Annotated in this window: 13 protein-coding genes and 1 tRNA gene; 10 read left to right on the top strand and 4 right to left on the bottom strand. The window is 64.1% G+C overall.

Annotated elements, in window-relative coordinates:
* Positions 1-54 precede the first annotated feature (54 nt).
* The 6 genes from ACP2YP_RS24070 to ACP2YP_RS24045 all read left to right on the top strand — a co-directional run bounded on the left by ACP2YP_RS24070 (position 55) and on the right by ACP2YP_RS24045 (position 7,286).
* Positions 55-915 (top strand): MaoC/PaaZ C-terminal domain-containing protein, encoded by an 861-nt coding sequence (locus tag ACP2YP_RS24070; RefSeq protein ID WP_426418809.1) that lies wholly within the window; start codon positions 55-57, stop codon positions 913-915.
* 184 nt (positions 916-1,099) lie between these two features.
* Complete coding sequence (locus ACP2YP_RS24065) at positions 1,100-1,978, top strand: SDR family oxidoreductase (protein ID WP_426418808.1); 879 nt, start codon at positions 1,100-1,102, stop codon at positions 1,976-1,978.
* A gap of 109 nt (positions 1,979-2,087) precedes the next feature.
* The gene (locus tag ACP2YP_RS24060) at positions 2,088-3,041 is read left to right on the top strand and encodes a dihydrodipicolinate synthase family protein (RefSeq protein WP_426418807.1); all 954 of its coding nucleotides are present in this window, start codon (positions 2,088-2,090) and stop codon (positions 3,039-3,041) included.
* A 4-nt stretch (positions 3,042-3,045) separates the two neighbouring features.
* Entirely contained in the window at positions 3,046-3,861 is an 816-nt protein-coding gene (locus tag ACP2YP_RS24055; RefSeq protein WP_426418806.1) for an NUDIX hydrolase, read from the top strand.
* 71 nt (positions 3,862-3,932) lie between these two features.
* Positions 3,933-4,508, top strand: coding sequence for a DMT family transporter (locus ACP2YP_RS24050; protein WP_426418805.1), 576 nt, complete (start codon positions 3,933-3,935; stop codon positions 4,506-4,508).
* Between the two features lie 90 nt (positions 4,509-4,598).
* Positions 4,599-7,286, top strand: a complete 2,688-nt coding sequence (locus tag ACP2YP_RS24045) for a PAS domain S-box protein (RefSeq protein WP_426418804.1) — start codon at positions 4,599-4,601, stop codon at positions 7,284-7,286.
* A gap of 91 nt (positions 7,287-7,377) precedes the next feature.
* Here the strand turns inward: ACP2YP_RS24045 and ACP2YP_RS24040 are convergent, their stop codons facing one another.
* The gene (locus ACP2YP_RS24040) at positions 7,378-7,731 is read right to left on the bottom strand and encodes a GrlR family regulatory protein (RefSeq protein WP_187437378.1); all 354 of its coding nucleotides are present in this window, start codon (positions 7,729-7,731) and stop codon (positions 7,378-7,380) included.
* 275 nt (positions 7,732-8,006) lie between these two features.
* On the opposite strand from ACP2YP_RS24040, the gene ACP2YP_RS24035 reads away from it, so the two are divergent.
* Positions 8,007-8,504: a hypothetical protein gene (locus ACP2YP_RS24035; RefSeq protein ID WP_426418803.1), complete on the top strand. Its 498-nt coding sequence runs from the start codon at positions 8,007-8,009 to the stop codon at positions 8,502-8,504.
* A 50-nt stretch (positions 8,505-8,554) separates the two neighbouring features.
* On the opposite strand, the gene ACP2YP_RS24030 is transcribed toward ACP2YP_RS24035, so the two are convergent.
* A complete protein-coding gene (locus ACP2YP_RS24030) occupies positions 8,555-8,941 on the bottom strand; it encodes a VOC family protein (protein ID WP_426418802.1) in 387 nt (128 codons plus the stop codon).
* Between the two features lie 152 nt (positions 8,942-9,093).
* Here ACP2YP_RS24030 and ACP2YP_RS24025 point away from each other — a divergent pair, with 152 nt between their 5' ends.
* The 3 genes from ACP2YP_RS24025 (at position 9,094) to ACP2YP_RS24015 (ending at position 10,566) form a co-directional block, all read left to right on the top strand.
* The gene (locus ACP2YP_RS24025) at positions 9,094-9,651 is read left to right on the top strand and encodes a hypothetical protein (protein WP_426418801.1); all 558 of its coding nucleotides are present in this window, start codon (positions 9,094-9,096) and stop codon (positions 9,649-9,651) included.
* Positions 9,652-9,812: 161 nt separating this feature from the next.
* Positions 9,813-10,331, top strand: coding sequence for a hypothetical protein (locus tag ACP2YP_RS24020; RefSeq protein WP_426418800.1), 519 nt, complete (start codon positions 9,813-9,815; stop codon positions 10,329-10,331).
* A gap of 158 nt (positions 10,332-10,489) precedes the next feature.
* A tRNA-Arg gene (locus ACP2YP_RS24015) sits at positions 10,490-10,566 on the top strand.
* A 464-nt stretch (positions 10,567-11,030) separates the two neighbouring features.
* On the opposite strand, the gene ACP2YP_RS24010 is transcribed toward ACP2YP_RS24015, so the two are convergent.
* On the bottom strand, positions 11,031-11,585 hold the full coding sequence (locus ACP2YP_RS24010; protein ID WP_426418799.1) for a protein tyrosine phosphatase: 555 nt from the start codon (positions 11,583-11,585) through the stop codon (positions 11,031-11,033).
* Positions 11,586-11,978: 393 nt separating this feature from the next.
* A complete protein-coding gene (locus ACP2YP_RS24005) occupies positions 11,979-12,572 on the bottom strand; it encodes a TetR/AcrR family transcriptional regulator (RefSeq protein WP_426418798.1) in 594 nt (197 codons plus the stop codon).
* Positions 12,573-12,592 lie beyond the last annotated feature (20 nt).

Here is a 12,592-nt window from a genome sequence, read left to right as displayed (position 1 = left end):
AGGGGAGAAGGCGCATCAATGAGCGCCGGTGAAATTCCGGGAGGAAACCAGAAAATGTCCGCCAGATACGAAGAACTCAAAGGCCTGAAAAACATCGGCCAGAGATATGCCTATGGCGATCGCGAGGTGATGCTCTACGCCTACGGCATCGGCCTCGGCGCCGATCCGATGGACGAGAACGAACTCGCCTTCGTCAACGAGGGCACGCTCACGCCGCGGCCGCTGAAGGTGGTGCCGACCTTCGCCTCCGTCGCGGCGTGGGGCTCGGGTCCGGGCGAGATGAACCTCAACCGCGTCATGGTGGTCGACGGCGAGCGCGACATCACCTTCCATCAGCCGCTGCCGGTCGCCGCCAATATCACAGCGGACTCCTCAGTGGTCGAGGTCTACGACAAGGGCAAGGACAAGGGCGTCGTGATCAGCCACCAGACGGTGATGAAGAACGAGAAGGGCGAGAAGCTCGCCACGCTCGTTGCCTCGCGCTTCGCCCGCGGCGACGGCGGCTTTGGCGGGCCGAACCTGACCCAGCCCGATCCGCACAAGATCCCGTCGCGTGCGCCCGACAGGACGATCGACATCGTCACGCGCCCCGACCAGGCGCTGGTCTATCGCCTCTGCGGCGATCGCAATCCGCTGCACAGCGATCCCGAGTTTGCGAAGAAGGCCGGCTTCCCCCGACCGATCCTGCACGGCATGTGCACCTACGGCATCACCTGCCGCGGCGTGCTCCAGACCTATGCCGACTACGACGCCAGCGCGTTCCGCCAGCACGCCGCGCGGTTCTCCTCGCCGGTCTATCCCGGCGAGACCGTGACCATGGACCTCTGGAAGGACGGCAACACGATCTCGTTCGAAGCCAAGGTGAACTCGCGCGGCGTCACCGTGATCAAGAACGGCAAGACGGTGCTGGGTTAGCAACATGCGATGGCCGTCGTCTCCCTCGCCCCGCTCTTGCGGGGAGAGGGCGGGGTGAGGGGCTCTCACCTCGAGCTGAGACGGTATTGAGACCTGTACCCCCTCACCCGGATCGCAAGGGCGATCCGACCTCTCCCCGCAAGCGGGGCGAGGTGAAGAGAAACAAAAACAGGGAGAAGCCACCATGGGACTACTCGACGGCAAGGTCGCGCTGATCACTGGCGCGGGCGGGGGGCTCGGTGAGGCCTACGCCAAATTGTTCGCGCGGGAAGGGGCCTCGATCGTGGTCAACGACCTCGGCGGTCCCCGCGACGGCTCCGGCGCCGACAAGTCGATGGCGCAGCTTGTTGTGGACGCGATCAAGGCCGAGGGCGGCAAGGCGGTCGCCAATGGCGCGGACATCTCCACCATGGAAGGCGGCCAGTCGGTGTTCGACGACGCCATCAAGCACTTTGGCCGGGCCGACATCCTGGTCAACAACGCAGGCATCCTCCGCGACCAGACCTTCGCAAAGGCCTCGGAGTCCGACTGGGACAAGGTCATCAAGGTGCATCTGAAGGGCACCTTTTGTTGCACCATGCCGGTGTTTCGCTGGATGCGGGAAAACGGCGGCGGCGTCATCGTCAACACCTCCTCGACCTCGGGCCTGATCGGCAATTTCGGCCAGAGCAATTACGGTGCGGCCAAGGGCGGCATTTGGGGCCTCTCCAACGTGCTGGCGATCGAGGGCCGCAAGTACAACATCCGGATCTGGACGCTCGCCCCGGGCGCCCTGACCCGCATGACCGCAGACCTGCCCCGCTATAAGGAGAACCCCTCGGCGGCGCTGGGGCCGGACGGCATCGCGCCGGCCGTGCTATACATGGTCAGCGATTTGTCGGGCGACCAGACCGGCAAGGTGCTGGGCGTGTCCGGGCCCCGCGGCGTGCGCGAAATGCGGATGATGGAGATGGAAGGCTGGAAACCGCCGCACACGGGCTGGAAAGCCCAGGACGTCGTTGAGCATGCCAAGGAGATCTTCTTCTCCGAGGAGCAGATCAAGATGGGCGCGCGGCGGTTTTAGCCGTTGTTGTCGTTCCGGGGCGATGCGAAGCGTCGAACCCGGAACCTCGAGATTCCGGGTTCGGCTCTGCGAGCCGCCCCGGAATGACGAACAGAGGATACAGGGACTGATGAAACTCACCGCCGACGCCAAGGGCACCTTCGCAATCGCGCCGACGCCGTTCCACGATGACGGCCGCATCGACGAGCGCTCGATCGACCGCCTGACCGATTTCTACGAGGAGGTCGGCTGCGACGGCGTCACGGTGCTCGGCATCCTCGGTGAAGCGCCGAAGCTCGATGCCGCCGAGGCCGAGCAGGTGGCGGTGCGCTTCGTCAAGCGCGCCAAGACAATGCAGGTGATCGTCGGCGTCTCTGCGCCGGGCTTTGCCACCATGCGCTCGCTGGCGAAGGCCTCGATGGATGCAGGCGCGGCCGGCGTCATGATCGCGCCGCCGCCCTCGCTTCGCACCGACGACCAGATCGTTGGTTATTACAAGCAGGCGGCCGAGGCGATCGGACCTGATGTGCCCTGGGTGCTGCAGGATTATCCGCTCACCCTGTCGGTGGTGTTCACGCCCGCGGTGATCCGCAAGATCGTCATGGACAATGCGAATTGCGTGATGCTCAAGCACGAGGATTGGCCGGGCCTGGAAAAGATCTCGACGCTGCGCAATTTCCAGAAGGACGGCTCGCTGCGTCCGCTCTCGATTCTCTGCGGCAATGGCGGGCTCTTCCTCGATTTCGAGATGGAGCGCGGCGCCGACGGTGCCATGACCGGCTACGCCTTCCCCGAGCTTCTGATCGACGTCGTGAACCTCTCCAAGGCCGGCAAGCGCGACGCCGCGCATGATCTGTTCGACGCCCATCTGCCGCTGATCCGCTACGAGCAGCAGCCGGGTGCCGGCCTGGCCGTGCGCAAGCACGTGCTGCAGAAGCGCGGCATCATCGCCTCCAGCGCCCAGCGCAAGCCCGGCGCGACCATCACGCCGGCGGCGAAGGCGGAGGTCGACTACCTGTTGTCGCGCGTCGCCCGCGTCGACAAGCGCGTCAATCTCGGCCCGCAATCGAGCGCTGCAGGCTAGTTGAATGCCCGAGACATCAGCGTCACGTCCCGCGTCGACCATCCTTCTGCTGCGTGATGGCGCACGGGTCGACGGCAAGAGCCGCGACGAGGTCGAGGTCTTCATGATGGTTCGCCACCATCAAATCGAGTTCAACTCGGGCGCGCTGGTGTTTCCCGGCGGCAGCGTCGATGCCGGCGATCAGGAGATCGTCAAGCGGTCCGACCTGTATTCGGGCGGCGAAGGCCTCAGCGAAGCGGACCGCGGTTTTCGGATCGCCGCGATCCGCGAGACCTTTGAAGAAAGCGGCATCCTGCTGGCGCGCGCGAAGGGGACCGGTACGCCGATCGATGCCAAGCGCGCCGGCGAGATCGCCGATGCGCATCGCGTTGCGCTCAACGAGCACAAGATCAGCTTCCTGAGCATTCTCTCTGACAACAACCTCCAGCTCGCGCTCGACACGCTCGTGCCGTATGCGCACTGGATCACGCCGGAAGGCATGCCCAAGCGTTTCGATACCTGGTTCTTTCTGGCGGCAGCGCCGCCCGACCAGCTCGGCGCGCATGATGGGCTGGAGTCCACCGACTCGATCTGGGTCTCGCCGCGCGAAGCGGTGGAGGGCGGTGAGAGCGGCCGCTTCAAGCTGCCGTTCCCGACCACGCGCAACCTGATCCGGCTGGCGAAGCAGGGCAGCGTGAGAGCCGCGCTCGACCACGCCAAGGGCCTATCGATCGTCACGGTGATGCCCGTCATGACCAAGACCGAAACCGGCCGCCAGCTCCGCATCCCCCGCGAGGCCGGCTATGACGGCGAGGTGTTCGAGGTCGGAGCCGTCGGCTAATACACTTCGACACGCAACGAAGTATTGGCGACCGAGATTCCGTCCATCGCGAAATGGACGGGACGCATCGGATGGACAACCGGCAGGACACCAACATCGCCATCCAGCTGGCGCTGCTGGTCGCGCTCGCAACGCTGTGGGGCGGCTCCTACACTTTCATCAAGCTTGGCGTCGCCACCATCCCGCCGGTCACGCTGATCGCCGCGCGCACGACGATCGCGGGCCTGCTGCTGCTCGCCGTCATGTGGGCGAGGGGCATCAAGATGCCGACAGACGGGCCGACCTGGCAGCGCTTCGCCTTCCAGGCCGTGCTCAACAGCGTGATCCCCTGGACGCCGATCGCCTGGGGCGAGCGCCATGTCGATGCATCGCTCGCCACCATCCTCAATTCGGCCGGCCCGATCTTCACCTACCTGCTGACGGCAGTCGTCACCCGCCACGAGGCGACGACCCCGCGAAAGCTGTTCGGCGTGGTGGCCGGCATCCTGCTGATCGTCGGCGTCGATGCGTTCGGGGTCCCGATCAGCGTCGCCTTTCTGGGGGAAACCCTGAGCCGGACCGCCTGGATTGGTTTGGCCTGCGTCGTCCTCGGCGTTGCCGCCATGACGATCCCGGCCCGACGCCCGGCCGTCGCTAAACCATCATGAAAAACAGCTGCTTCCGGCTGGCGGAGGCATGTTCCCCCGGAGGGGCGATACAGCGTATATTGGGATTGTATGGAGTCCGGTTCCGTCCCAATGACCGTCGAAACGCCACCGAATCCGCCGCCGAAGCGATCGTTTTCGCTGTCGATCGGCCAGATGACGTTCGGCAGCTTCATTCTGGTGCTGGCGGTGATCATCGTCACCTCGACCGCCAGCGTGATCGCGATCCGGCATATCGACGCCACCTTCGCCGAGCTGCAGCGGCTCCAGAGCGTCGGCGATCTGGCGGAAGATATCGACCGCCGCATGAACGATTTGCGGCTCGCCGCGCGTGACTTCGTTACCGATCCCGGTGCCGGCATCCAGTTCAAGCAGGTGGGCGAGGCCGCCTCGACGCTGAGCGACATCCTCAAGAAGACCCGTATCGATCTTGCCCCCGAACAGCAGGATATGATCGACGGCGTCTCCGAGCGGCTTGCGACTTACCGCAGCGGGCTGCAGCGGATCTCGACCCTGATCGATCGCCGTGCGCAATTGCTTGCCGGATTGCCTCCGCTGCGCGACCAGTTCGACGCGGCGGTCTCCGAAAGTGGGGACCGCGATCTCGCCGCCCGCCTGTCGGAGGCGCAGAGCCGGATCGCGCTCGGGCTGCTTGCACGCAATCCATCCGCGGCCGAACAGGCCGCGCAGGGCATGCGGACGATGGAGATCGCAGATGTCAGGTTGAAGTCGGCCGTGAACAATTACGCCGATGCCATCATCGCGGTCGCCGTCCTTGAACGGCAGATTGCCGATATCGACCGCGAGGTGCTGGGAACCGAGGGCCGGCTGATCGGCCGGGTCACCGAATTGCTCCGCGACGTCAGCGACCGCCGCGGCCATGTACTGTCGCGCGACTTCGCCCGGACGCTTGCGGAGGCGCGGTGGCAGAGCATCGTGCTCGGCAGCATGGGTGTGTTGATCGGCATCCTCGCCGCCGGCTTCGTGGTGCGTCGGACGGTGCGCCCGCTGGCCCAGATCGCGCGCTCGATCCGGGCCCTCGCGGCCGGTGAGAAAAGAACCTCGATCCCGTCGGCCGATCTCGACAACGAGATCGGCGACATCGCGCGCGCGGCCGAGGTGTTCCGCCGTGCGCTGGAGGAGGCCGATACTGCGCGCGAGGCGGCGGTGCGGGCGCTTACCGAGCAGCGGCTGGCCGAGGAAAGCTATCGCAAACTGTTCGAGGGCTCGGTCGACGGCATCTACGTGACGACGCCGGCCGGCGATCTCCTCAACGCCAATCCGGCGCTGGCACGGATGATGGGCTATGACAGCCCGCAGCATCTGATCGACAGCATCAACGACATCGCCCACACCATCTACGTCCATCCCGAGGCACGCCAGGAATACCAGCGGCTGATGCACCGCGACGGCATGGTGCGCGAGTTCGAGTATCAGGTGCGCCAGCGCAGCGGCAACATCCTCTGGCTTTCCGACAGCGCGACCGGCGTGCGGGATGAGCAGGGCAGGATCGTCCGCTACGAGGGCACGCTGCGCGACATCACCGACCAGAAGCGGGCGGAAGATGCCATCGCCGAAGGCCGCCGCCTGCTCCAGCAGGTCATCGACACCGTGCCGGCCGTCATCAACGTCAAGGACCGCGACCTCCGTTACGTGCTGATGAACCGCTACATGGCCGGCATCTTCGGTATCGAGCCCGGCGACGCGCTCGGCCGCACCACCGCCGATCTGATGTCGCGCTATGGCGCGGCCAAGACGGACGAGCACGACAAGAGGGTGCTCAAGCACCGCAAAGGCCTCGGCTTCTACGAGGAGGAATACCAGGACGCCTCCGGCAACATGCGGCAATGGCTGGTCAACAAGCTGCCGCTGCTGGATGCCGAGGGCGAGATCGAGCGGATCGTCACCGTGGCGCTCGACATCGGCGAACGCAAGCGCGGCGAGCAGGAGATGCGGAAGGCCAAGGATTCCGCCGAGACGGCGCTGCGTAATCTGCGCGAGACCCAGGCCTCGCTGATCGAGGCGGAGAAGCTCGCGGCCCTCGGTCGCCTGGTCGCCGGCGTCGCGCATGAGGTCAACAATCCCGTGGGCATCAGCCTCACGGTCGCCTCTGCGCTGGAGCGCAAGACGGCGATGTTCAGCGCCGCGGTCGAGCGCGGCGAGCTTCGCCGCTCGACGCTCAACGACTATCTCAACACCAGCCGCGACGCGTCCTCGCAGCTCGTCTCCAATCTCAATCGCGCGGCCGAGCTGATCCAGTCGTTCAAGCAGGTCGCGGCCGACCGCAACTATTCGGACCAGCGTAGCTTCGACCTCGCCGATCTCACCGAGCAGGTGGTGATGAGCCTGCGCCCGGGCCTGCGCAAGCAGAACCTGACGCTGAACGTCGAGTGCCAGCCCAATCTGACCATGAACAGCTATCCCGGCCCGTACGGCCAAGTGCTGACCAATCTGTTCCTGAACTCGGTGGCGCATGCCTTCCCGGACGGACGTCCGGGGACCATTGACATCCGGGTGCGCGAGTCCGGCAAGGACTATGTCGAGATCATCGTCTCAGACGATGGCTGCGGCATGAGCCTCGACGTGCGCCGCCGCGCCTTCGATCCGTTTTTCACGACGCGGCGCGATCAGGGCGGCACCGGTCTCGGACTGCACATCGTCTACAGCATCGTCACCAACCGGCTCGGCGGGCGGCTTGATCTCGATTCCGAGCCGGGCGAAGGGACTCGCATCCAGATAATCCTGCCGCGCACCGCGCCGCTGGAGCAGGCTGCCGAATAGCAGCTATTGATTGAGCATGATCTCCGCGCAAACGCGTTCCGCGTTTGTCGCGAGGGAAAACCGCTGCACACTTTTCCGGATCATGCCCTAGCTAGTCGGCCTCTGCGAGCTTGTGCAGGGTGGCACCGAAAATCAGGCTGGCCTTGCCGACCAGCGCCGTGCCCGTCATTTCCGCGCGGGTCTCCGTGTAGGTCCCGCTGACGCCAATGCCGACCGGGGCGGGGCCGCCGAACAGCGGATTGTCATCGCCCCGCGGCGAGGTGTGCCGTTGCACCAGCACCTCGCCCTTGAAGGTGTGGTCGTCCTTCACTACGTAGCTGCCGGTATAATAGAGGTAGGCATCGCCGCCGAGGATCTTGCCGTCGCGAAAAAGAATCACGCCGCTGCCTTTGCCGACTCGACCATCGAGCAGGCTCACGTGGATCGAATAGAGGCCGTTCTTCATAACGTCCCGTATAACGTCCCGTCGGCCGGCCGCCATCGCCCAATGGCGTAACCGGTGAAAGCTTTTATGCCAAAGCGCAACCCCTCGCGCAACGCGGCGGTTTTGCCGGTGGTGGTGTCCCACGCCGGCACGCGAACCGTAATTGTCCCAGCTTGTGTGTGACGCGGTTATGACGGTCTCATCATGCAGCGAGGCCGGTCGTTGCGAATCAGAGTTGGCCCGCGAAATGCATAACCTTTGTTGCACTAGCCGCGGGGTGCTGGAGCAAGACGAACGTGAGCAACTGGATCGATTCCGGCGGCAATGAGCCGCGTCAGTACAGTGCGCGTCCCACGAATTGCGAAACACAACGACGACGGATCGGTTGTCCCACACGATGGCGAAGCGCAGCAAGTCTTGCTTGCGCGCTGGCGCTGATCGCGTTGATTGCTCCGCTCGGGCACGCGCGCGACCGCGGCCAGTTCGTCAACACCAGTACAGAGTTGAAGGCGTGGTTCGATGGCTTGCGTAGCGGCAAGGGGCCATGCTGCTCCGATGCCGACGGCTCGGCGATCTCGGATTCCGATTGGGAGAGCAAGGACGGGCACTATCGTGTCCGCATCCCGCGCCTTGGCTACGTCATCGAGGGCCGGGAGCAAGAGCTCGTCTGGGTCGACGTGCCCGAGGAGGCCGTGATCTCGGAGCCGAACCGGGTCGGACGCACCATGGTCTGGCCGATCTACGGCTACATGGGCGTCACGATCCGGTGCTTTATGCCCGGTAGCATGACTTAGCCGGGCAAGAGCTCGCCCGGCTTCTCGTCGAATTCAGATGCGGCGCCGCGTCAGGTATATTTCTTGTCGCGCTCGAGCAGCTCGATGGAGATGCCTTCGGGGCCGCGGATGAAGCAGATGCGGACGCCGGGCCGGATCGTGGTCGGCTCGCGGGTGAACGTCACGCCCTTGGCCTTGATCTCGGCGGCGACGGCATCGATGTCTTTCACCGTGAGCCCGAAATGGTCGAGGCCCTGATGGGGGTGTGGGGGCGGCGGGCTGACGGCGCTGTCGCCTTCCAGCGGCGCGATGAAGATCCTTGCGCCGCCCAGGTTCACGTCGATGCGTCCCGGCGCGCGCACGATTTCGCCGCCGAGGATGTCGCGCAGCCAGGCCGCGGTCGTTTCTGGTTCGGGGCTGCGCAGATGGATGTGATCCCAGGTGACGACGACCGGCATTTCAATTCCTCCCGATAGGGTCTGCGCGATGTTGCAGCGCATGTTAGCGATCCCAATCGACGATCGCCACCGTGGCTCCTATCCGAGATTCGCGCCGTTGCGGGAACCTTGGTTCGTCTCACGGATTGAGGAAGGAGGCGAGTGACACACCCATGAACGCAGGGTTTGGCCGGAACGGACTGGGAAGCTTCGCTGGGAATGGCGAGGACCCGTCGCGGTCCGGGTCTGCCACAAGCGTCTGGCTCAAGCGAGGCGTCTTGTGGCTGCTTGCTGCGCTCGTGGTTGGCGGTGCCGTTTGGCTGTTGATGCCGCCCTCCGAAGGTAATGTCGCGCGAACCGAGCCTGTGAAATTGGCGCTGGCAAGCATCGCTCCAGCTCCCCCGACAACCGCCTCAGATACCTCCGCTGCGGAGGCTGCCGGGCTCGACCGGATGAAGATCTCATCGCAGACCTGGCGGCGCGGCGGTCTCGGCTCGAAGGCGCTTGTTACGTTCACCGTGCGAAATGACAATGACTATGCCGTAAAGGATGTCGCGATCGTCTGCGCCTTCACGCGGCGCGACGGCAGCCATCTGACCGATCGCAGCCGCGTGCTGGCCGATATCGTCGGCATGAAGAGCCGCAAGACGTTTGCGCGCGTTCCCGTCGGTTTCGTCAACGTGAATGCCGATCAGGCGACGTGTTCGCTGGTCACGGCGCGGCGCGCCTAAACGGCCACGCATTCCGCTAGCGGAAAAGTTACCGTCCTTGCCCCTTGGCCAAAAATCTTGGCGTTGCCATTTGAACCACCAGGCTGGGCGCAGGAACCAATTAGTGGATCGCCGGTTAAGGCGAAAAGCCCACGCGGGGATGCGGGGGGCGGAGCGCGTCAATGCCCATCTTGCGGTATTTCATGTTCGTCGGTGGAGCGCTGCTCGCACTGTTGTTTGCGGCTGATTTCGTTTGGCCGACGTCGCCGGTTGCGCAGGCCGTCGCGGGCGCGAGCTACGACCAGCCGCTGATCCGGATCCGGTCCGACCGCCATCTGCCTGAACGAGTCGTGCTCGACACCAGCCAGCCGACCATTGCAGCGCCGGTGACGAAGACGGCTGCCGTCGCGGCGCCTCAGCCGGCCGCGCAGGCGGACCCACTGGCTGACATGTCGGCAAAGGCGCGGGTGCGCGAGACCTTCGCCCAGTTCACGCCGAAGGGCGATGTGGCCGCGGCCAGGAAAGTCGACGCCAGGCCGCAGGCTCAGGTTCAGGGAGCCTTGGCCCAGGCTCCGCAGCTTCAGACTCCAGCTCAGCCCAGGCGCAAGGTCGCCCGCGCGCATCCGGCACCGCAGCGCGGCCAGCCGATGATGCTGGTGGCACAGCAGCCGCATTTCGGCCTTTTCAACACGACCTGGTAACAGCGGGCCTCTGCGCCGCCTCGATTAGTGGCGGGGAGGGCTTTTTATTGTCCGACCTCTCTGCTAATTCGAACCAATCCGAACGTCGCAGGTCAGCTGGCTTGCCAGCCCATGTCCGCGGCGCATCGGTTTGTGGCCCAATACCCTGGGTCATCAGGGCGCTCGTAGCTCAGCTGGATAGAGCATCGGATTTCGATTCCGAGGGTCGGAGGTTCGAATCCTTCCGAGCGCGCCATTGAAATCAAATACTTAGCTCAAGCTTCGCATTGCGATTTTCTTGCGCGGGAAACCGTCGGGAAACTCTTGCAAGCGCGCGCCTAGACTGGCGTTCTCATCGACCTTGGGGTTTTGTTTTCAACAAAGAATTCTACGTATGGGACCATCGTCGATTTCGCGGCCTATCTGCTGCATTTGAGATTCTTGAAGTCGAGGGGCTAACGTTAACACCGTTCAAGGAGCAACTGGCAGCGATTGCTGCGCCGCTTGGCGAAGTCACCGAGCGCAACGAGACAATTGAGATGCAGATTGCCGCGCCTTAGATGCGGGTATTGTGCTTGCGAGAGCGGGACTCAGCGGCGATCAAACGGCACATGCTGAACAAGCTCTTGGCCCGTGCTGCCGCCTAGCGCCGCCAACGTCGAGCATCAGCTTTCCATGCCCGTGCCCGCGGGTCGACAGTCCTAGTGACGGAGACGTTGATCATTGCAAGGGCGGGGCGTTCGGGGATTTCGCGGAGCGCGCGATCTGCCCCTCTGGCTGATTTCGCTCACTGAGTTCACCAAGTCGCGCCTGCAAACTGATTTGATCGAGCGACTTGAACGGCAACTGCGTGAACGCCCTGAACTGACGCTCTAAGCCAGCTAGTATCAGAGCCAACTCCTTACGCCGCTGCCACGCTTCATCAGGAAGGTTTGCAGGATCGGGATAACGCCAATCGGCGGTAATGGGTCGACCTGACCAATGTGGCAATGGCTCTCCGGCCACGGGGTCGCAGAGGGTAAATACGAAATCAAGGGGCGGCGCATCGGCTCTAGCGAATTCCTGCCAGTGCTTAGGGCGCAAACCATCAACAGAATACTGCGCGACCCGCAAAACATCTACAACCAGAGGGTCCAGGAGATTGGCCGGGTTCATACCCGCACTGAAGCCCTTAAAATGTCCTTGTCCTAATCGGTTCGCGACCGCCTCGGCGAAGATACTACGCGCTGTGTTGCGGTTGGACAAAAACAGGATGTTGTAATGACCGGCCGGCATGAGCAGTCCCTCGCGCCAACTGACTTGAGTCCTTTGCCAAACGCACAACAGCCGCGCCGGTTCCCTTCAGGGAGGTTTCTGGGTGGCGACTTTCGGGCTTCGTAACGCAAGTTACGCGGCGGTCTCAAGCTGCCCGCTTCCAATGCTTGCTTCAGCCGCCCGATGTATTGAGCGATAGCCTCCACCGCCTGCCGCTTCTCGGCCTGCATGTGTCCAGCCCGGAGACAAGGGATGGGGTTCTCGGCAACGTTGGGTTGATTTTTCGGTTGCAGGCAACGTCGAGGCTTGTGTTGCGCCCATCGTGGTTGACCGCACTCCACAGAACTCCTCGATGCGCGCTGTGTAACGCTCCACCGGGACCAGTTTCTTTCCTTTGCTCCTCGAACGATGAGGTCAAACGGAGAGGTGCCGCAGGATTGCGGGCAACAGGGCATCCGCCGCGCGTTTCGCGGCATCCAGCCCCAAGCCAAAGGTGCCATCAATCGCCAAGCGGGCAAATCCGTGCACAATCGACCAGCAGGCGATCGAGGGCGCCATGCGCGGATCGCCGTGTTCAAGCTCATCTGCGTCTTCGCCTCGGACCAGTCGGTCCATCGCCGCGAAGGCACGGTCACCTGCGCGGCAGCGTTCAGCGTCATTCATGTCCAGCAGCGCGACGCGCCACATGAGATCGAAACGCGCGCGCTGTTCGATTGCGAAGCGAACATAGGCAGCACCCTGGCGGTGGATGCGCGTCACGCGATCTGCCGAACGATCCGAACTCGCTGCCTCAAGGCGTTCGGCGAGATCGTCGAATGCCAGCGTTGCGATCGCCGTCAGCAGGGCCCGAACATCGCGGAAGTGATGTTTGGGGGCACCGGATGATACACCGGCCCGGCGCGCCGTCTCACGCAGGCTGAACCCTTCGACGCCCTTCTCTGCGAGAAGGGTTTCCGCGGCTTCCAAGAGGGTCGCGCGGAGGTGGCCGTGATGATAGCCGCGCGCCATCTTGACACTGGGTAGATTAG

Source organism: Bradyrhizobium genosp. A (genome assembly GCF_049949275.1).
GTDB lineage: Bacteria > Pseudomonadota > Alphaproteobacteria > Rhizobiales > Xanthobacteraceae > Bradyrhizobium.
Note: the sequence above shows the minus strand (reverse complement) of the source record. Positions and strands in the feature narration are given on the sequence as shown.